The organism is Micromonospora inositola, from assembly GCF_900090285.1.
In the GTDB taxonomy this organism is placed as follows: Bacteria; Actinomycetota; Actinomycetes; order Mycobacteriales; family Micromonosporaceae; genus Micromonospora; species Micromonospora inositola.
Genome location: NZ_LT607754.1, coordinates 6,124,317 through 6,142,364, shown reverse-complemented (window position 1 = coordinate 6,142,364; position 18,048 = coordinate 6,124,317). Strand labels below are relative to the sequence as shown.

The following is an 18,048-nucleotide window of genomic DNA, read 5'->3' as shown; positions in this document are numbered from 1 at the left end:
TCGCCGTAAGGGTGAATGGTGGATCGGCCGAAAGGACTAGTTAGTCGTTCATGGCGTGGTCGCCCGCCGGGCGCGTGCTACCTCCCCCGGGCAGCGCGACTCGTGGCCCGGCGGAGGTTTGACCGATCCGCGAGGATCCTCCCGTCCACGCAGGGGACGGCCCGGCCGGTCCGGTTCGGGCGGGCGCAACTGTGAGCAGGGCCACTCGGTGACGCTGGGTGACCCGTGGTCCACCCGCCTAGCCTCGTCGAATGCGTGACGACGGCACCCTCGACGACCAGTGCGGCCTCGGCGGTTCGGCTGACCGTTCGGACGATAGCTCCTCCACCGTTCGGTCAACCAGCCCCTGCGAGCCCTCCGCTTCCCGGCTCCCCGGCCTCGGCTTCCTCCGTACCCGCCTCGGCGGCTTCGCTAACCCCCTCGCCCCCCGGCCCGGCCGGACCCGGCTGGCGGTGGCCACCGGCGCGGTCTGCTGCCTCGGCCTGGTCGGCGTCACCCAGGTCGGCGCCGGCGCGGTCGACGGCACGAATGCCCCCGCCCAGCCGGCGCAGGTCGCCGAGCGGGCGACCCCGGACGCGGCGTCCCGGGGCAGCGACCGGCAGACCCCGGCGCCGGTCCCGCAGACCGCCGACCCGGACGTCTCCCCGTCGGCCACCGAGAAGCCCGTGGCCAAGCCCAAGCCGAAGCCGAAGCCGAAGCGGATCGCCCCGGTGGCCGGCCTCGACGAGGACCAGATGGACAACGCCAAGGCGATCGTGCGCGCCGGCCGGGACATGGGTGTGCCCCGCCGCGGCCTGGTCATCGCGGTGGCCACCGCGATGCAGGAGAGCAACCTCTACAACTACGCCAGCGCGGTGCTGCCCGAGTCGCAGAACTACCCGCACCAGGCGATCGGCTGGGACCACGACTCGGTCGGGCTGTTCCAGCAGCGTCCCAGCAGCGGCTGGGGGACGGTGGGCGACCTCATGAGGCCGGAGTACGCCACGAAGCAGTTCCTCACCGCACTGGAGCAGATCCCCGGCTGGCAGGACATGGCGCTCACCGACGCCGCCCAGGCCGTGCAGGTGTCCGCCTTCCCGTGGGCGTACGCCCAGCACGAGTGGCGGGCCGACGAGGTCGTCGACGCGATCCTCGGCTGACCGGGGCGGGTGTCGCGGGCGCACTGTGGACGCGTGCCGGACGGCGGCTCCGGGTACCAGGGGTTGCCGCTCCCGGGTACACATGACGGGGGACCGCCGACAGGAGGACGACATGTCACTGGTGCAACGGATCAGCACGTTCCTGCGTTCGCCGCGCGGTCAGCAACTCGTCGAGCGGGGACGGCGCGAGTTGGCGAAGCCGGAGAACCAGCGCAAGCTCAAGCAGTTGGCGTCGCGGCTGTCCAGCCGCCGGCGCTGACCCCGTACGCCGCGAACCGACCCCCCCCGGGAGCCCTGGTGACCGACTCCGCGCCCGTCGACGGCGAGCCCACCGTCCCCACCCCGCCCACCGCCCCGGCCGACGCCCCCGAGACGCCGCCGGCCACGCTCTGGGACCGGATGCGGGACGACCCCCAGTACGCCCCGGAGCACCTGGCCCTGGAGGCCGTCCGGCGGCTCGGGCCGGAGGCGGCGCAGTGGGCCGCCCGGGAGCGCGCGGAGCGGCCCGACGTCTCCGGTGACGAGCTGGCCGACCAGGCGGTCCGCAAGTTCGTCAACCACGCCCGGCTCTCCGGCGCGGTCTCCGGCGCCGCCGGGCTGGCCGGCGCGGTGGTCGACGTGGGCGTGCTGGCCTGGACCCAGGCCCGGCTGGTGCTGCACGTCGCGGCGGCGTACGGCGTCGACGCGGTGCACCCCGACCGGGCCACCGACCTGCTGGTGCTGCAGCGGGTGCACAAGGTCGCCGAGAGTGCTCGGCTCGCCCTCGGGGTGGCCGCCGGGCGGGAACGCGCCGGGGCGCTCTTCGGCATGGCCGGGGAACGCCCGCTGGGCCGGGTGATGCTCCAGCTCGGCGTACGGCTGGCCCAGATGGCCGGGATGCGGGCGGCGAAGCGGGTCGTCGCCAAGGTGGTCCCCGGCGCGGCGATCATCCTCGGCACCTGGGCCAACTCCTCGGCGACCAGGGATCTCGCCGAGCGGGCCCGCGCCCTCTACCGCAACGGTCCGGACGGCCTGCCCCGGCAGCGCCGCCCCTGACCCGGCCGCCGCCCAGCGTTTTCCCCCGCAACGCCGGGCAGCGGCACCGGGCCGGGCCGGGTCGGATCGAACGGCCGGCGCCGCTCAGCCCGACCAGCCGGCGGCCGGCCAGCTCACCTCGGAGAGCCGGTCCTGGCCGGAGGCGTTCGGGTGGAACCAGTCCAGGGAGTTGACCAGGTCGAGGCCGAAGCGCAGCCGGTGCGCCGCACCGCCGTCCCACCGGCAGCGTGACCCGTACGCCCGGCAGGCCGCGCGGAGCTGGGCGTTGTAGTCGTCGATCCGCTGCCGGAAGCGGGTCCGGCGGGCCACCGCGACGGGCGCCGTCGAGGTCGGGTCGGCCAGCAGTGCCGGGCAGATGCCGTACGCCCAGGCCCGCACCGCCCGGGGCTCGGTGTGCCCAACCTGCCAGAGCCGGTACAGGTCGGGGATGCTGACCACCAGCACCCGCGCCCTGGGCCGGCCCTTGCGCAGCACTCGCAGGCCCCGGTCGACCTGATCGCGGAAGGTGGCCACCGGGGTCATCGCGTCGATGCCGCCGTGGCAGGCGTCGTTGGCGCCGATCAGCACCGTGACGTAGTCCGCCTTGTCGCGGACCGCCGCGCCGGCCTGCCCGGCCAACGCCGTGGCCCGGGCCCCCGCCGCCGCCCGGTCGTACGCCCGCAGCGCCGGGTTGCGCTCGCGCAGCCGCCGGTAGTGGCTCTCCACCCGCAGGCCGTCCCCAGTGGACCAGGAGTTGCGTTCGCAGGTGACCAGCACCAGGCAGGAGGCGAAACCGGTGGTGATGGAGTCGCCGAGCGCCGACATCACCGCCGGCGCGCCGGGGCGCGCGGAGTCCGACGGTCGCGGCGAGGCGTCGGCCCCGTCGCAGGCGATCGCGACCAGCGCCGCCAGGCACGCGAGGGCGGCGACCCAGCGTCGAGGCATCACGTCCCCCGTCCGACGGCGCAGAGCAACGGCACGGTGACCCTATGCGCGTCGCGCGATGGGGAACGACTCCGGTCAGCTTTCAGGCATTGACAACTGTCGTTAAAATGGGCGTGCTACCGACCGTTCCGCCAGGGGGCCGGCTGGCCGTGCAGCCACCAGTGCAGGGCCCGGGTGATCCGGGGCAGCACCAGGTAGGTCATCAGCGGGGTCAGGCAGAGCGTCATCAGCAGGGTCCGCGCCGCCAACGGCACGCCGGCGATGAACCGGGCGGTGAGCAGCGTCGCCGTGAGGCTCAGCGGGAAGAACGCCAGCCAGATCGTCACCGCCTGCTTCCACCTTGGCGGCGCGGCGGCCTCGGCGGCGGCCGGCGTCAGCGTCTCCACCACGCGGTCGACCGGCTGCTCGAACCAGCCCTCGATGCCGGTCCGCCGCTCCACCCGGGTGTGCTCGACGATGCCCTGGGCCGAGGTGAGCCACCAGTGCCGCTGCGGGGACTCCTCCCACCGGCGCAGCGTCTGGTCGTCGGCGAAGCGGTACATCACGTGCCACTCGGGCGACCCCGGCGCACTCCGCACGAACCCGGCGCCCAGGAAGCCGGGGAAGCTCTCGGCCAGCGCCGTGCCGGCCCGCATCCACGCCACCATCTCCTCGGTGCGCGCCGGATCGGCGCGCCGGGCGATGGCGACGGTCACCGGCACCGCGTGGGTCATGGTCATGCCCTCATCCTTCCCGCCGTCGTCGGGATCGGCCCGTCGCGGCGTAGCCGGTGTAACGCAACCCACCGGGGGTGTGGCAGCCGCCGGATACCCGCTCAGTGGCGGGGATCACCGGGGTCCACCGAGGCGGTTCGGCCGGTTAGCGGCGCTCGTGCCGGGGTAGCCCGGAGGAATGACGAGATCGCAGCCCCGGCGTGCCCGTGGCACGGTCGGCCACGCGTACAGCGCGCTGAACCTCCGGTTCGCGCTGGCCCTGTTCGGCCTGGTCAGCATGACCGTCTTCGCGGTCCTGGCGTTCCGGGTGCACCTGGCATGGCTGGGCGTCGTCTGCGCGGTCCTCGCCGTGGTGGCCGTGGTCGACCTGGTCGTCATCCAACGCCGACGCGCGGCCCGCCACCGCGAGGAGCCGGGCTCGCGGCACTCACTGTTCGAGTGACAGGAGTACGACATGCCCATCGCCACCACCAATCCCGCCACCGGACAGGTGCTCAAGACGTACGACCCGATGTCGGACGAGCAGATCGACGCCGCCATCGAGCGGTCCGACCTCGCCTTCCGGGAGCTGCACCGCACCACCGTCGCCCAGCGGGCCCGGTGGATGAACGCGGCGGCCGACCTGCTCGACGCCGAGCGCGACGACACCGCCCGGCTGATGACCACCGAGATGGGCAAGACGTACGCGGCGGCGAAGGCCGAGGTGACCAAGTGCGCGACCGCCTGCCGCTTCTACGCCGCGAACGCCGAGCGGATGCTCGCCGACGAGCTGGCCGACGCCGGCGCGGTGAAGGCGAAGCGGGCGTTCGTCCGCTACCAGCCGCTCGGTCCGGTGCTCGCGGTGATGCCGTGGAACTTCCCGCTGTGGCAGGTGATCCGGTTCGCCGCGCCGGCCCTGATGGCCGGCAACACCGGCCTGCTCAAGCACGCGTCGAACGTGCCGCAGACCGCCCTCTACCTGGAGGACGTGTTGCGCCGGGCCGGTTTCCCCGAGGGCGCGTTCACCACCCTGCTGGTCGGCTCGGACGCCGTCGACCGGATCCTCAGCGATCCCCGGGTCCGCGCCGCCACGCTGACCGGCAGCGAGGGCGCCGGTCGCTCGATCGCCCAGATCGCCGGCCGGGAGCTGAAGAAGACGGTGCTGGAGCTCGGCGGCAGTGACCCGTTCGTGGTGATGCCCTCGGCCGACCTGGACCGGGCCGCCGAGGTCGCCACCACCGCCCGCTGCCAGAACAACGGCCAGTCCTGCATCGCCGCGAAGCGGTTCATCGTGCACACGGACGTCTTCGACGCCTTCGCGGACAAGTTCGCCGCCAACATGGCGGCGCTGAAGGTCGGCGACCCGATGGACGAGAGCACCGACGTCGGTCCTCTCGCGAGCGAGCACGGCCGGGGCGAGGTGGACGCCCAGGTGCGGGACGCGATCGACCAGGGCGCGACCGTCCTCTGCGGCGGCGAGCAGCCCGCCGGCGACGGCTGGTACTACCCGCCGACCGTGGTCACCGACCTGACCCCGCAGATGCGGATGTGGTCCGAGGAGGTCTTCGGCCCGGTCGCCGGCCTCTACCGGGTCGCCTCCTATGAGGAGGCCATCGAGGTGGCCAACGGCACCAAGTTCGGCCTCGGCTCCAACGCCTGGACCACCGACCCCGCCGAGCAGGAGCGCTTCGCCACCGACCTGGACGCCGGCAACGTCTTCCTCAACGGCATGACGACGTCCTTCCCGGAGCTGCCCTTCGGCGGCGTGAGGAACTCCGGCTACGGCCGGGAGCTGTCCGCCGTGGGCATGCGGGAGTTCTGCAACACCAAGACCGTCTGGATCGGCGAAGGCGCCGCCTCCGCCGGGGCCGGCGCGCACGCCGAGTAGCCGCGATTGGCCGGGCACCGTCATGGGTAGGAGGTGCGCCCATGACGGTGTTCGGCTTCCACGCGTCCCACGAGCAGATCCACCCCGGCAAGCTGCTGGCAGCGGTGATCCATGCCGAGCGGGCCGGCTTCGGCGCCGCCATGTCCTCGGACCACTTCTCACCGTGGAGCGCCCGGCAGGGCCACTCCGGCTTCGCCTGGTCCTGGCTGGGCGCCGCCCTCCAGGCCACCAACCTGCCGTTCGGCGTGGTCAACGCGCCCGGGCAGCGCTACCACCCGGCGATCATCGCGCAGGCCATCGGCACCCTCGGCGCGATGTACCCGGGCCGGTTCTGGGCGGCGCTGGGCACCGGCGAGGCGAGCAACGAGCACATCACCGGCGACGGCTGGCCGCGCAGGGACGTCCGCACCGCGCGGCTGCGCGAGTGCGTCGACGTGATCCGGGCGCTGCTGGCCGGCGAGGAGGTCAGCCACGACGGGCTGGTCCGGGTCGACCGGGCGAAGCTGTGGACCCGTCCCGAGCAGCCGCCGGCGCTGATCGGGGCGGCGGTCAGCGTGGCCACCGCCCGCTGGTGCGCCGAGTGGGCGGACGGCCTGATCACCGTCAACGCGCCGGTCGACCACCTGCGGCAGATGATCGACGCGTACCGGGACGCCGGCGGGCGAGGGCCGCTGCACCTCCAGGCGCACGTGAGCTGGGCGCCCGACCAGGCGGCGGCCGAGGCCATCGCGTACGACCAGTGGCGCAGCAACGTCTTCGCCCCGCCGGTCTGCTGGGACCTGGAGATGGCCGAGCACTTCGACGTCGTCAGCCAGGACGTGCCGCTGGAGAAGGTCACCTCGACCGTGAACGTCTCCGCCGACCTGGGCCGGCACGTCGGCTGGCTGGAGGAGTACCTGGCGCTCGGCTTCGATCAGATCGCCCTGCACCACGTCGGGCAGGAGCAGCGGGCGTTCATCGACGCGTTCGGCGCCGAGGTGCTGCCGAAACTGCGTACCGCGGCCGGATCACGCCGGTAACGCGGGCCGCCTAGGCTCGTACCCCATGGAAGCTCTGTTCCAGGTCGTGGTCTTCCTCGCGATCGCCACCTTCGGCGCGGCGCTGGCCCGCCGGTTGGGCCTGCTCGCGCCGATCCTGCTGGTCGTCCTCGGCCTCGCGCTGTCCTTCCTGCCGTTCTTCCCGCAGGTCCGGCTGGACCCGACCCTGGTGCTGGTGGGCATCCTGCCGCCGCTGCTCTACGTGGCGGCCCTGGAGACGTCGGTGCCGGCGTTCCGGCTCAACCTGCGGCCGATCCTGCTGCTCGCGGTGGGGCTGGTGCTGTTCACCGCTTTCGTGGTGGGCACGGTCGTGCACCTGTTCCTGCCCGACCTGCCGTACGCGATCTGCCTGGCCCTCGGCGCGGTGGTGGCGCCGCCGGACGCGGTGGCCGCCACCGCGGTGGCCCGGAAGGTCGGGCTGCCCCGCCGGATCGTCACCATCCTGGAGGGGGAGAGCCTGGTCAACGACGCCACCGCGCTGGTGCTGCTCCGGGTAGCCATCGTCTCGGCCACCGTGGCCGGCGGCGGGGTGGGCGTCGGGGACGTGGCCCGCGAGGTGCTGGTCGCCACCGGCGGCGGCATCCTGATCGGACTGCTCGGCGTCGTCGTCTTCGGCTACCTGCACAAGCGGACCACCGATGCGGTGCTGGACAACGCGCTGTCGCTGATCGTGCCGTTCGCGGTGGTCTTCGCCGCCGAGGAGATCCACGCCTCCGGGGTGGTGGCCGTGGTGGTGACCGGGCTGGGCATCGGCCACAAGCTGCCGCTGCTGATGTCGGCCGCCTCCCGGCTCCAGGTCGCCGCGTTCTGGCGGCTGATCCGGTTCCTGCTGGAGGGGCTGGTCTTCCTGCTGGTCGGCCTGCAACTGCGGGAGGTGGTCCGGGACCTGAACGAGCCATTCGGCTTCCTCGCCGGGATCACCGTCGCGGTGCTGGCCGCCGTCTTCGTCACCCGGTTCGTCTGGCTCTTCCCGTCCACCTACCTGGCCCGGCTGGTGCCCCGGGTCCGGCGCCGGGACCCGGCGCCGCCGGTGCGGGTCCCGATCGTCCTCGGCTGGGCCGGGATGCGCGGGGTGGTCACCCTCGCCGCCGCGTTGGCCCTGCCGCTCACCCTGGCCGAGGGGCGGCCGTACCCGCGGCAGCTCTTCATCTGGCTGGCGTTCGCGGTGATCGTGGTCACCCTGGTCGCCCAGGGCGCCACCCTGCCGGCCGTCGCCCGGCGGTTGAAGCTCCCGCCGGACGACCCGGTGCAGGACGCGCTCTCCGCCGCGGCTGTGCAACAGCAGGCCAGCCGCGCGGCCCGGGAGCGCCTCGACGAGCTGGCCGACGGGGCGCCCCAGGCCGTCGTCGAGCGGTTGCAGCGACTCGTGCAGAGCCGCACCAACCTGGCCTGGGAACGGCTGGGGGGCGCCGGGCGGGAAACCCCGTCCCAGGCGTACGGTCGGCTGCGGCAGGAGATGATCGACGCCGAGCGGGAGGTCTTCCGGGCCGCCCGGGACTCCGGGAAGATCCCCGAGGAGGTGCTGGTGCGCGCCTACCGCGACCTGGACCTGGAGGAATCGTTGCTGCGCCGGGAGAACGACGAGTGAGCAGCCGAGTCGAGTGGGGGGATGACCGATGAGCTGTCCGCATCTGGCCGAAGGGGCCCTGGTCGAACCGAAGCCCACCGACGAGTGCCCGGACTGCCTGGCCATCGGCAACGCCGACTGGGTGCACCTGCGGGGCTGCCTGACCTGCGGGCACATCGGCTGTTGCGACTCCTCGCCGAACCAGCACGCGACGAAGCACTTCGAGGCCACCGGGCACCCGGTGATGCGGTCGATCCAGCCGGGGGAGACGTGGCGCTGGTGCTTCGTCGACGAGGAGATCGGCTGACGCCGCGCCCGGCCGGCGCGACACTGGGAGCGGCCGCCGTCGGGGCGGTCACAGCGCTTCCGGGAGGGTCGGCAGGCGGTGGAGCAGGCGTTCGCCCGAACTCCCGAGCCGGTCCGGCGGGCCGTCCGCTGGCTGCCGCCGGGCGTCCCCGTCGACGTCGACGTGTGAGCGCTCAGCCGAGGCGGCGGGCGAGGACCTGGCCGGGCCAGGGCTCCCGACCCGGGCGCTCGACGGTGAACGGGTCGGTGGCGGTGAAGCCGCAGCCCTCGTAGAAGCGGACCAGCGCCCGGTCGTCCCCGCCGTAGCAGTCCACCCGCAGCAGCCCCAGCCCGCGCGCCCGGGCCAGCTCCGCGGCGTGCTCCAGCAGCCGCGCCCCGATCCCCAGGCCGGCGTGCGCCCGGTCGGTGACCAGCAGGTTGACGTACAGCTCGGGCTCGGTGGCCGGGGGGACGTAATCGGTGGCGGAACCGACCACCAGCGCGCCGACCGGGATGTCGTCGAGCACCGCCAGGTGCAGTCCGCCGCCCGTCGCCCAGGCGTCGGCCTGGGCGATCCGGCGCGGGTCGGTCGACGCCGGCTCGGTGCCCCACTGGCCGGTCCGGCCGTGGGCCACCAGCCAGGCGGTGGCGCGGTCGAGCAGCCGCAGCACGGTGGCCGCGTCGTTGGCTCCGCCGGGCCGGATGGTGATGGTCCGTTGATCGCTCATGGCCGACATGCTGCTACACCGGGTCCGCGGGTCCGTCGTCGGTCTTCCCGGCCGCGACCGCCGACCGCCGGCCGGCCAGCGCCCACCTGGTCAGCGGCGGGACGGTCACGCCGACGACGGCGAAGAGCGCCGCCACCGCCAGCCAGCCGGGCACCCCGCCGTCGAGGATCACCAGGGTCAGCAGGGCCGGGCCGACCGCCCGGGCCAGGCCGGCGAGCATCCCGTCCGCCCCCTGGTAGGCGCCGACGGCCTCCGGCGGAGCCAGGTCGTAGGCCAGCCCGGCTCCGGCGGTGCCGTGCCACAGGTCGCCGACGGTGTAGACGACGGTGGCGCCCAGCAGGAGCGCGACCGCCAGGGCGGTGGGCAGCCCGGCGGTGGCGGCGTACAGCAGCATCGCCGTGGCCAGCGCCAGGCCGGCCCGGCGCAGCTGCCGGGCCGCCGGCACGGCGGCGTCCGCGCCGCGGCTCAGCCGCACCGCCAGCAGCACGGTGAGCACCGTGTTGGTCAGCAGCACCGCCGACACCACGGGCGGGGGCGCGCCGGCCCGGGTCACCGCCCACAGCGGCAGGACGAGCGTGAGCACCGTCCAGTGCAGGGCGAGCACCGCCGACGCCCCGCTCACCGCGAGGAAGCGTCCGTCGCGCAGCGCCCGCCCCCGGCGCGGGGCGGCCGTGCCGTCGCGCGGGGCCGGTGGGTAGGCCGGCAGCCGCAGCAGCAGCGCCGCCGACAGCAGGTAGGTGGCCGAGTTGCCGGCCACCAGCACCTGGTACGCCAGGTGCGTGTCGGCGGCCAGCGCGAACCCGGCCAGCCCCGCCCCGACCGCGATGCCCAGGTTCGCCACCGCCCGCAGCGTGGCGAAGGCGTGCACCCGTCCCTCGGGACCGCCGACGGCGGCGACCAGCGCGGCGCGGACGGCGAGGTTGCCGGAGGTGAGCAGCGCGTCGAGCACCGCCACCACGAGGAACACCGGGAACGAGCCGACCAGCAGGTACGACGCGGCGACCGCGGCCTGGCACAGCTGCAGGACCGCCCGGAGCGTACGCGGGTCGCGCCGGTCGGCGAGGCTGCCCAGCGGCACGCTGGCGGTCAGCCCGACCAGCCCGGCGACGGTGAGCCCGGCGCCGACCGAGGCGGCGGAGAGCCCCACGTCGCGGGTGAGGTAGAGGGCCGCGCCGGCCAGCCACAGCCCCGAGCCGACCGTGTTGGCCAGGGTGGCCAGGGAGAGGGTGCGCAGCCGCCCGGGCGGCGGGATCGGCGAGGCTGGCCCGCCCAGGATTCTCCTCAGCCCACGCGGCGGCCGTGGCGGAGCTGCGGCGTCCTCATCGACGGCCATGCCACCGACCCTAGGCAGGGCCGGCCGGACCGGCCGTCCCTGGCGACGCGACGCCGGTCACAGGAGACCGGTCACGGCCCGCTCTGCGGGCTGCGGTACGCGGACCGACGCCATGCCGGCCGCGGTGGCCGCCGCGATACCCAGGTCGGTGTCTTCGAAGACGAGGCAGGACTCCGGGGGTACGCCGAGCAGCCGGGCGGCGACGAGGAAGGCCTCCGGGTCGGGCTTGGCCCGCGCGTAGTCGCCGGCGCAGACCAGCACGTCGAACCGGTCGAGCAGGCCGAGCGTGGTGAGCGAGGCGGTGACGGACTCCCGGGTGCTGCCGGAGACGACCGCGAACGGGTACCGCCCGTGGGCGTCCTCGATGTGCGCGAGCACCTCGGGTACGGCGGTCAGTTCGGGCAGCGACCGCTGGTACAGCGCCTCCCGCCGCCGCGCGACCGTGTCGACCGGCATGGCCAGCCCGTGCCGCTCGTTGAGCGTGGCGACGATGTCGGCGACCGGCCGGCCGCCCCAGGCGTAGAACAGGTCCTCGGGGAACTCGCAGCCCCACTCGTCCAGCGCCGACCGCCAGGCGGCGTAGTGCAGCGGCATCGAGTCGGCGATGGTGCCGTCGCAGTCGAACAGGTACGCGCGGAAGTGGCCGGGCGGCAGGGACAGGAGCACCGGTGCACGGTACGGGATGGGGCGGAAAAACACGCTGGCCCGGATCGCGCCGCTCTGCTTGGCTCGGCGGCGTGGGGAGCATCAGGATCGCCCGGCCGGACGAGTTGATTGAGGTGCAGCGGATGGAGCCGGCCTCCGGGGCGCCGTTCCGGGAGATCGGCATGGTCGACGTCGCCGACATGCCACCGCTGCCGCTGGACGTGCTCGCCACCTGCCAGCGGGCCGGGCGACTCCGGGTGGCGGTTGACGCCGCGGACCGGCCGCTCGCCTTCGCCGTGCTCGACCTGGTGGACGGCTGCGCGCACGTCCAGCAGCTCAGCGTCGACCCGGCGTACGCCGGCGGGGGATCGGGCGGAGACTGCTCGACGACGTGGCCGGGTGGGCCGCCGACCAGGGCCTGCCGGCGTTGACGCTGACCACGTTCCGGAACGTGCCCTGGAACGGGCCGTACTACGCCCGGTGCGGGTTCCGGGAGTTGACTGGGGCGCAGGTCACGCCGGGGCTGACCGAGCTGCTGGCCGCCGAGGCCGCGATGGGACTGGACCCGGCCGAGCGGGTCGCCATGCGCCGGACCGTCGGCTGACCCGTCAGCGTTGGCCGGGGCGTGGACCCCCGTAGAGGTGCACCCGGTGGTCCACGTCGCGGGCGTACCGCGCGGCGTGAAAGAGGCCGGGGCGTGGGCGACCTGCACGGTCCACTGTTCGTACCACCAGCGGGCGGAGCAGGCGCATCCGGTGAAACGGAAGTTCGCCCGCCAGCGTCCGCGCTGGCCCGGCGCGAGGGAGAACAACCGGGTGCGGGCCCGCCGGACCGGGTACGAGGCCCGGCTCGGGAGGTGGTCCACCGCCGCCGCGCCGCCGCGCCACTCGACCCAGAGGCCCGCCTCGCGGACCGCCGCGTCACCGGACCCGAGGCGGTCCGTCGGCCGGTAACCGGTGGCCTCGTCCAGCAGCACGTCGTGCACGGTGATCCCGTCGGCCGGCGCGTCCGGGAGCGGGTACTCCTGGACGACCCCGCGGCGGACGGTGGCCGCGGCGGCGTCGCGGCTGGTCCAGCGGAGCCGGGTGGCGACGACAAGTCCCTGATGGAACACCCCGTGTCACCGACCGAGAAGGAGAAACACCATGAAGAAGATGAACTGCTCTTCGCCTGGTGCCGGCGCGCGGTGGAGCTGATGTCGTGGGTGAATCAGGGAGGGGCCCCGGCCACCGTCGGCCGGCCGGGTCCCGCGCCGCTGAATCGTTCACGTCATCAGCTCTGTAGCGTCCGGCCAGAGGGTCCTCGCTCGGCGCCGCGCCAGGTCAGGAGACGATGCAGGCGGTGCCGTTCAGCCGCTCGTGTGGGAGTGCGGCGGGGAATCCGGGAGCGCTCCCACAGCAGCCCGATGTTTCCAGCGCGTCTCGCCGCTGTCAATCGATCCGACCCGATGAGCTGAGCGACGGGTCGGCCGCGCGACGGACAGTGAGATTCACCGCGCCACACGGCATCGTCCTGATCTCCTAGAGACAACTGCGCCCTTCGCCTGGCAGGCTGCCTCCCATGACCCTGAAGCTTCGTTCCGTGGGGGCGAGCGACCGTGGGCTGATCCGTAGCGGGAACCAGGACGCGCTCCACGCCGGCAGCTGGCTCGTCGCCGTCGCCGACGGCATGGGAGGCATGGCGGCCGGTGACCTGGCCAGCCGGATCGCGATCGACGCGGTCGGGCCGCTGGACGTGGAGACCCCCGAGGACGCGCTGGTCGCCGCCCTGCAGAGCGGGATCGAGCTGGCCACCGCGGGGATCCGCCAGGCGGTGGAGGAGGATCCGGAACGCCAGGGCATGGGCACCACACTGACCGCCCTGCTCTTCGCCCGGACCGGGAGCTGCCTGGCCCTGGCCCACGTCGGCGACTCCCGGGCCTACCTGTTCCGCGAAGGGGTGCTCAAGCAGGTCACCCGCGACGACACCTTCGTGCAGATGCTCGTCGACCAGGGTGTGATCACCGCCGAGCAGGCCAGCAGCCACCCGCGCCGGGCGGTGGTCACCCAGGCGTTGCAGGGCGACGAGGTCTCCCCGACGTACGCGACGATGGTGCCGTCGGCCGGCGACCGCTGGCTGCTGTGCAGCGACGGCCTCTCCAACGTGGTCCGCCCGGACACACTCGCCGAGGTGCTGCCCGGCCAGGCCGACCGGGAGGCGTGCGCCCGCCAGCTGATCGACCTGGCCCTGCGCGCCGGCGGCCCGGACAACGTCACCGTGGTGATCGCCGACATCGTCGACGAATAACCTCTCAGCGCCGCCGGGGCGCCGCCCGCCGGGTGGGCTCCGCGGTGGTCGGGTCCTCCGGCCACGGGTGCCGCGGGTAGCGACCCCGCAGCTCCGCCCGGACCTGCGGATAGCCGGACCGCCAGAAGGACGGCAGGTCTGCGGTGACCGCGACCGGCCGGCCGGCGGGGGAGAGCAGGTGCAGCAGCACCGGCACCCGGCCGTCGGCGATCCGGGGCGCCTCCCGCCAGCCGAAGGTCTCCTGGAGCTTCACCGCGAGCACCGGCGCGGCCGGGTCGGCATAGCCCACCCGGACCCGGGAGCCGCTCGGCACGGCCAGCCGCTCCGGGGCCAGCTCGTCCAGCCGGGCCGCCTGCCGCCAGTCCAGCAGCCGGCGCAGCGCCGACGCGACGTCGATCCGGGCGAGGTCGACCCGGCGGCGGGCCCGGGCCAGCTCCGGGCCGAGCCAGCGCCGCGCCTCCGCCAGCAGCGCCGCGTCGCCCACGTCCGGCCACTCGTCGCCGAGCGCCCGCCGGCAGAACGCCAGCCGCGCGCGCAGCGCGGTCGCCGCCGGGGTCCAGGTCAGCAGCCCCAGCCCGCCCTCGCGCAGGCCGGTCAGCACCGCCGCGGCGACCAGCTCAGGCCCCGGCGCGGCCAGCGGCCGGTCGACCAGCTCGACCGCGCCCAGCCGGACCACCTCCCGGGCCACCACGTCCCCGCCGGACCAGCCCACTTCCCGCTCCGTGTGCAGCAGCGAGCCGCCCGCCTCCCGCGCGGTCGCCTCGTCCACCGGCGCGGCGAGCCGGACCCGGGCCGACGGCGCGCCGGGAGAGCGGTCGGCCACGGCCACCGCGAGCCACGCCGACCCGGCCAGGCCCGACCCCGGCGCCAGCTCCGCGGCGGTGCCGCCCGCCATCAGGTACGCCGAACCGCCGGCCCGCCGCGCCCGGGCCAAACGTTCCGGGTACGCCAGACCCACCACCAGCCCGGCGGCCAGGTCGTCGGGGAGGCGGCCTCCCCGCGCGGCGGCGGCCCGCGACGATCCGTCGCCGGCCCGCGCACCGTCCGCGCCGTCGGGGACGCGGTCGGCGGGCGTCCCGGCGGGCAGGGCGGACCGGAGCCGGCGTACCTCGGCGCGCCAGCGCGCGGTGGCGGCCGGGTCCACGTTCGTGCGCAGCCGGCGCCAGGCGGCCGTCAGGTCGTCGCCCGGCCCGGCGACGGTCTCCTCGGCGAGCAGCGCCACCACCTCGGCGGCGCGGTCCGGGCCCACCCGGTCCGCCCCGTCGAGCAGCGCCCGGGCCAGCCGGGGATGCGCCCCGACCGACGCGATGACCCGGCCCCGGGCGGTGATCCGCCCGTCCGCGTCAACCGCCCCGAGGGCGGTGAGGGTCTCCCGGGCGACCGCCATCGCGGCCGGCGGCGGGGGATCGGGCAGGGCCAGCCCGGCGCCGTCCGGGTCGCCCCAGGCCGCCAGCTCCAGCGCGAAACCGGTGAGGTCGGCGGTGGCGATCTCCGGCTCCGGATGCGGCGCCAGCCGGGCGTGCGTCGCCTCCGACCAGCACCGGTAGACCGCGCCCGGGGCCTCCCGCCCGGCCCGGCCGGCCCGCTGGGTGGCCGCCGCCCGGGACACCGGGACGGTCACCAGCGCGCCGAGTCCCCGGGCCAGGTCGGTGCGGGCCACCCGGCTCAATCCGGCGTCCACCACCACCCGGACCCCGGGCACGGTCAGGCTGCTCTCCGCCACCGCGGTGGCCAGCACCACCCGGCGCCGATCGGCGGGGCGTAGCGCCGCGTCCTGCGCCGCCCCGGGCAGCCGGCCGTGCAGCGGCAGCAGCGCGATCCGGTCCCGCAGGTCGGCCAGCCGGCCGGCGACCGCGCCGATCTCACCGGCGCCGGGCAGGAACACCAGGACGTCCCCGTCCCGCTCGCGCAGCGCCCGCCGGACGGTCGCCGCCACGTGGTCGAGCAGCGCCGGGTCGACCCGGCCCGCGCCCGGCGCGGCCATCGGCCGGGGCGGCGGCGCCCAGATCCGGCTGACCGGGTGCAGCGCAGCCTCCGCCCGGACCACCGGCGCGGGCCGCCCGTCGGCGCCGAGCAGCGCGGCGAACCGGTCCGCCTGCGGGGTGGCCGACATCGCCAGCAGCCACAGGTCGGGGCGGAGCGTGCCGCGGGCCTCCACCGCGAAGGCCAGGGCCAGGTCGGCGTCGAGCTGCCGCTCGTGGCACTCGTCGAGCAGCACCGCGCCGACCCCGGGCAGCTCCGGGTCGCGGTGCAGGCGGCGGAGCAGCAGGCCGGTGGTGACCACCTCGACCCGGGTCGTCGGTCCGACCCGGCGCTCGCCCCGGACCGCGTACCCGATCCGTTCGCCCACCGGCTCGCCGAGCAGGCCGGCCATCCGGCGGGCGGCGGCCCGGGCGGCGACCCGGCGGGGCTGCGCGATCAGCACCCGGCCGGCGACCTCGTCGGCCACCGCGAGCGGGGCGAGGGTCGTCTTGCCGGTGCCCGGCGGCGCCACCAGCACCGCGTCGCCGGTCGCCCGCAGCGCCCCGACCAGCGCCGGGAGCACCGGCCGGACCGGCAGGTCGAGGGGTACGTCGGAGAGCACCGTCCCACTCTCGCACCCGGTGCTCAGGCCGGGCGCACCCCGTCCACGCCGGTGACGAAGGCCGCCCAGGCCGTCGGCGGGAAGACCAGCGCCGGGCCGCCGCGGTCCTTGCTGTCCCGCACGGCGATCCGACCGCCCACCGCGGCGACCTCCACGCAGTTGCCGTTGCCACTGCTGCGTGTGCTGGTGCGCCAGTCCGCCCGGGACAGGTCGAGCGCGGTCATCCCCGTACCTCTCGTCTTCCGTCGGCGTGCCGCCTAGCGGTCACGCAAAGTTACGAGAAGCCTGCTCCAGGCGGGTCAACGACGCCGCCGGATCCAGTGCCATCCGGCACAGCTCCTCATGCAACAGGCTATACCCGTGCACTTGCGCAACATCCTCCAAAGCCAGCCCCATGGTGAGATTGTCCAGGTAGACCACAGAGGCGTCGGCGGCATCGGGGAAGCTGAGGATGACGTACGGGGTGCTCATCGCCGGATGCCCACCGGCACTGAATGGAAGTACGTGAATGGTTACGTTGGGTAGCTGAGCGAGTCTCGCCATGTGGCTGAGCTGAGCCGCCATCACGGCCGGGCCGCCGACGGCGCGCAGCAGCACCGCCTCGTTGAGCACCACGGAGAGCCGGACCGGCGAGTCGCGGTGCAGCACGTCCTGCCGGTGCAGGCGGGCGGCGACCTTGCGTTCGATGCCGTCCTCGCCCGCGGTGATCCGGTAGATCTCCCGGGCATACGCCTCGGTCTGCAGCAGCCCCGGCACCGACTCGGCCTCGTACGTCCGCACGGTGGCCGCCTCGGCCTCCAGTCCGACGTAGAACTCGAACCACTCCGGCAGGACGTCGCTGTAGTTCTGCCACCAGCCGCGCTGCTGCGCCCCCCGGGCGATCTCGATCAGCGCGTCGGCGTCGGCACCGGTCACCTGGTAGAGCGCGAGCGCGGCGCGGACGTCCCGGGGCTTGATGCCGATCTGCGCGGTCTCGATCCGGGAGAGATTGCTCTTGGACATGTCGAGCTGGCGGGCGGCGACATCGAGGGTCATCCCTGCGCGTTCGCGCAGTTGGCGGAGTTCCCGGGCGATGCGGCGGCGGCGAACGGTGGGGCTGGCGGTCACCCTCCGAGTCTGTCACGCCAAGATCCGCAGGTCGCGCCGGTACGGAGTGCAACCTTCGAATGCGGGAGTTGCATCCCGAGAGTGCGGGGTGCATCCTCTGTGCGGTGTCGATCGTTTGTGGACCGCCAGGAGGATCGTTTGCTCATCGCTGATGAGTTCTTCCTGATCGCCCACAACGACAGCCGGGGCAAGGCCAAGCTGCATCCGACGGCGACCGGCCTGGGGCTCGCCGCCGGCCTGCTCGGTGAGCTGGTCCTCTTCGGACGGATCACGGTCTCCGGTGGACTGCTCACCGTGCTGGACCGCCGGCCGCCCGCCGACGCGCTCGCGCACACCGTGCTCGACCAGCTGATCGGGGAGCCCCAGCACCAGGCGGTCCGCACCTGGCTCAGCTTCCTGGCCCAGACCGGGGTGAGCTCGGTCGGCGAGCGGCTGGCCCGCGCCGGCGTGCTGCGCCGGCAGGAGCACCGCCGCCTGCTGCGGACCAGCCTGAGCTATGAGCCGGCCGACCTCAACGCGGCGGCCTGGCCGGCGACCCGGCTGCGGACCCTGCTGGAGCGCCCGGAACCCCCCTCCGTGCCGGACGCCCTGCTGCTCGGTCTGATCGTCGCCACCGGGCTGACCCGCGAGGTGCTCTGGAGCGCCGGACCGTTGGCCCACCACCGGCTGAGCGTGCTCGTCCCGGCGCTGCCGGCGCCACTGAAGGAACTGGTCGGGCACACCGAGGCCGCCGTCGGGGCCGCGGTGCTGCGTGGCGCCCCCTGACCCACCTCCCTCATCCCTCCCCTCGAACCGGAG

General features: G+C 74.8%; 20 protein-coding genes. 12 read left to right on the top strand and 8 right to left on the bottom strand.

Annotated features, from left to right (window positions below; all coding sequences use genetic code 11):
• The first annotated feature begins 251 nt into the window (after positions 1–251).
• The 3 genes from GA0070613_RS29325 (at position 252) to GA0070613_RS29320 (ending at position 2,174) form a co-directional block, all read left to right on the top strand.
• Positions 252–1,139, top strand: a complete 888-nt coding sequence (locus tag GA0070613_RS29325) for a peptidase M23 (protein ID WP_089015241.1) — start codon at positions 252–254, stop codon at positions 1,137–1,139.
• A gap of 112 nt (positions 1,140–1,251) precedes the next feature.
• On the top strand, positions 1,252–1,398 hold the full coding sequence (locus tag GA0070613_RS32855) for a hypothetical protein (protein WP_172875919.1): 147 nt from the start codon (positions 1,252–1,254) through the stop codon (positions 1,396–1,398).
• 38 nt (positions 1,399–1,436) lie between these two features.
• Complete coding sequence (locus tag GA0070613_RS29320; protein WP_089015240.1) at positions 1,437–2,174, top strand: EcsC family protein; 738 nt, start codon at positions 1,437–1,439, stop codon at positions 2,172–2,174.
• Positions 2,175–2,258: 84 nt separating this feature from the next.
• On the opposite strand, the gene GA0070613_RS29315 is transcribed toward GA0070613_RS29320, so the two are convergent.
• Together GA0070613_RS29315 and GA0070613_RS29310 are read right to left on the bottom strand one after the other, a co-directional pair.
• Positions 2,259–3,098 (bottom strand): GDSL-type esterase/lipase family protein, encoded by an 840-nt coding sequence (locus GA0070613_RS29315; RefSeq protein ID WP_089015239.1) that lies wholly within the window; start codon positions 3,096–3,098, stop codon positions 2,259–2,261.
• A gap of 116 nt (positions 3,099–3,214) precedes the next feature.
• The gene (locus GA0070613_RS29310) at positions 3,215–3,817 is read right to left on the bottom strand and encodes an antibiotic biosynthesis monooxygenase (RefSeq protein ID WP_089015238.1); all 603 of its coding nucleotides are present in this window, start codon (positions 3,815–3,817) and stop codon (positions 3,215–3,217) included.
• Positions 3,818–3,989: 172 nt separating this feature from the next.
• Between GA0070613_RS29310 and GA0070613_RS29305 the strand changes: the two genes are divergently transcribed.
• From GA0070613_RS29305 to GA0070613_RS29285, 5 genes are read left to right on the top strand one after another with little or no spacing between them, the layout of a single operon-like run.
• Positions 3,990–4,253 (top strand): DUF6343 family protein, encoded by a 264-nt coding sequence (locus GA0070613_RS29305; protein WP_089015237.1) that lies wholly within the window; start codon positions 3,990–3,992, stop codon positions 4,251–4,253.
• Positions 4,254–4,265: 12 nt separating this feature from the next.
• Positions 4,266–5,678: an NADP-dependent succinic semialdehyde dehydrogenase gene (locus tag GA0070613_RS29300; RefSeq protein ID WP_089015236.1), complete on the top strand. Its 1,413-nt coding sequence runs from the start codon at positions 4,266–4,268 to the stop codon at positions 5,676–5,678.
• 41 nt (positions 5,679–5,719) lie between these two features.
• The gene (locus tag GA0070613_RS29295; protein WP_089015235.1) at positions 5,720–6,697 is read left to right on the top strand and encodes a TIGR03885 family FMN-dependent LLM class oxidoreductase; all 978 of its coding nucleotides are present in this window, start codon (positions 5,720–5,722) and stop codon (positions 6,695–6,697) included.
• Between the two features lie 25 nt (positions 6,698–6,722).
• A complete protein-coding gene (locus tag GA0070613_RS29290) occupies positions 6,723–8,303 on the top strand; it encodes a Na+/H+ antiporter (protein WP_089015234.1) in 1,581 nt (526 codons plus the stop codon).
• A 28-nt stretch (positions 8,304–8,331) separates the two neighbouring features.
• The gene (locus GA0070613_RS29285) at positions 8,332–8,589 is read left to right on the top strand and encodes a UBP-type zinc finger domain-containing protein (RefSeq protein WP_089015233.1); all 258 of its coding nucleotides are present in this window, start codon (positions 8,332–8,334) and stop codon (positions 8,587–8,589) included.
• A gap of 172 nt (positions 8,590–8,761) precedes the next feature.
• On the opposite strand, the gene GA0070613_RS29280 is transcribed toward GA0070613_RS29285, so the two are convergent.
• From GA0070613_RS29280 to GA0070613_RS29270, 3 genes are read right to left on the bottom strand one after another with little or no spacing between them, the layout of a single operon-like run.
• Positions 8,762–9,295 (bottom strand): GNAT family N-acetyltransferase, encoded by a 534-nt coding sequence (locus GA0070613_RS29280; protein ID WP_089015232.1) that lies wholly within the window; start codon positions 9,293–9,295, stop codon positions 8,762–8,764.
• Between the two features lie 13 nt (positions 9,296–9,308).
• Positions 9,309–10,628 carry an MFS transporter gene (locus tag GA0070613_RS29275; RefSeq protein WP_089015231.1) on the bottom strand — a complete coding sequence of 440 codons (1,320 nt, stop codon included), beginning with the start codon at positions 10,626–10,628 and terminating at the stop codon, positions 9,309–9,311.
• 57 nt (positions 10,629–10,685) lie between these two features.
• Positions 10,686–11,294, bottom strand: coding sequence for an HAD family hydrolase (locus GA0070613_RS29270; protein WP_089015230.1), 609 nt, complete (start codon positions 11,292–11,294; stop codon positions 10,686–10,688).
• 71 nt (positions 11,295–11,365) lie between these two features.
• Here GA0070613_RS29270 and GA0070613_RS33860 point away from each other — a divergent pair, with 71 nt between their 5' ends.
• The 3 genes from GA0070613_RS33860 to GA0070613_RS29255 all read left to right on the top strand — a co-directional run bounded on the left by GA0070613_RS33860 (position 11,366) and on the right by GA0070613_RS29255 (position 13,559).
• Positions 11,366–11,704 (top strand): GNAT family protein, encoded by a 339-nt coding sequence (locus GA0070613_RS33860; RefSeq protein ID WP_231929554.1) that lies wholly within the window; start codon positions 11,366–11,368, stop codon positions 11,702–11,704.
• On the top strand, positions 11,665–11,877 hold the full coding sequence (locus GA0070613_RS33855) for a hypothetical protein (RefSeq protein ID WP_231929553.1): 213 nt from the start codon (positions 11,665–11,667) through the stop codon (positions 11,875–11,877). The genes GA0070613_RS33860 and GA0070613_RS33855 overlap by 40 nt, the downstream gene beginning before the upstream one ends.
• Positions 11,878–12,833: 956 nt before the next feature.
• Positions 12,834–13,559 carry a PP2C family protein-serine/threonine phosphatase gene (locus GA0070613_RS29255; RefSeq protein WP_089015228.1) on the top strand — a complete coding sequence of 242 codons (726 nt, stop codon included), beginning with the start codon at positions 12,834–12,836 and terminating at the stop codon, positions 13,557–13,559.
• Between the two features lie 4 nt (positions 13,560–13,563).
• Here GA0070613_RS29255 and hrpB read toward each other — a convergent pair whose 3' ends face one another.
• From hrpB to GA0070613_RS29240, 3 genes are read right to left on the bottom strand one after another with little or no spacing between them, the layout of a single operon-like run.
• Complete coding sequence (hrpB, locus tag GA0070613_RS29250; protein ID WP_089015227.1) at positions 13,564–16,143, bottom strand: ATP-dependent helicase HrpB; 2,580 nt, start codon at positions 16,141–16,143, stop codon at positions 13,564–13,566.
• 23 nt (positions 16,144–16,166) lie between these two features.
• Complete coding sequence (locus GA0070613_RS29245) at positions 16,167–16,367, bottom strand: DUF397 domain-containing protein (RefSeq protein ID WP_089015226.1); 201 nt, start codon at positions 16,365–16,367, stop codon at positions 16,167–16,169.
• A gap of 40 nt (positions 16,368–16,407) precedes the next feature.
• Positions 16,408–17,250 carry a helix-turn-helix domain-containing protein gene (locus tag GA0070613_RS29240; RefSeq protein ID WP_089015225.1) on the bottom strand — a complete coding sequence of 281 codons (843 nt, stop codon included), beginning with the start codon at positions 17,248–17,250 and terminating at the stop codon, positions 16,408–16,410.
• 138 nt (positions 17,251–17,388) lie between these two features.
• On the opposite strand from GA0070613_RS29240, the gene GA0070613_RS29235 reads away from it, so the two are divergent.
• On the top strand, positions 17,389–18,015 hold the full coding sequence (locus GA0070613_RS29235) for a GOLPH3/VPS74 family protein (protein WP_089015224.1): 627 nt from the start codon (positions 17,389–17,391) through the stop codon (positions 18,013–18,015).
• The last annotated feature ends 33 nt before the right edge of the window (positions 18,016–18,048 follow it).

Coding starts and splice junctions, on each gene's coding strand:
- GA0070613_RS29325 (WP_089015241.1), top strand. CDS start 252: ATGCGTGACGACGGCACCCTCGACGACCAGTGCGGCCTCGGCGGTTCG.
- GA0070613_RS32855 (WP_172875919.1), top strand. CDS start 1,252: ATGTCACTGGTGCAACGGATCAGCACGTTCCTGCGTTCGCCGCGCGGT.
- GA0070613_RS29315 (WP_089015239.1), bottom strand. CDS start 3,098: ATGCCTCGACGCTGGGTCGCCGCCCTCGCGTGCCTGGCGGCGCTGGTC.
- GA0070613_RS29310 (WP_089015238.1), bottom strand. CDS start 3,817: ATGACCATGACCCACGCGGTGCCGGTGACCGTCGCCATCGCCCGGCGC.
- GA0070613_RS29305 (WP_089015237.1), top strand. CDS start 3,990: ATGACGAGATCGCAGCCCCGGCGTGCCCGTGGCACGGTCGGCCACGCG.
- GA0070613_RS29300 (WP_089015236.1), top strand. CDS start 4,266: ATGCCCATCGCCACCACCAATCCCGCCACCGGACAGGTGCTCAAGACG.
- GA0070613_RS29295 (WP_089015235.1), top strand. CDS start 5,720: ATGACGGTGTTCGGCTTCCACGCGTCCCACGAGCAGATCCACCCCGGC.
- GA0070613_RS29290 (WP_089015234.1), top strand. CDS start 6,723: ATGGAAGCTCTGTTCCAGGTCGTGGTCTTCCTCGCGATCGCCACCTTC.
- GA0070613_RS29285 (WP_089015233.1), top strand. CDS start 8,332: ATGAGCTGTCCGCATCTGGCCGAAGGGGCCCTGGTCGAACCGAAGCCC.
- GA0070613_RS29280 (WP_089015232.1), bottom strand. CDS start 9,295: ATGAGCGATCAACGGACCATCACCATCCGGCCCGGCGGAGCCAACGAC.
- GA0070613_RS29275 (WP_089015231.1), bottom strand. CDS start 10,628: ATGGCCGTCGATGAGGACGCCGCAGCTCCGCCACGGCCGCCGCGTGGG.
- GA0070613_RS29255 (WP_089015228.1), top strand. CDS start 12,834: ATGACCCTGAAGCTTCGTTCCGTGGGGGCGAGCGACCGTGGGCTGATC.
- GA0070613_RS29245 (WP_089015226.1), bottom strand. CDS start 16,367: ATGACCGCGCTCGACCTGTCCCGGGCGGACTGGCGCACCAGCACACGC.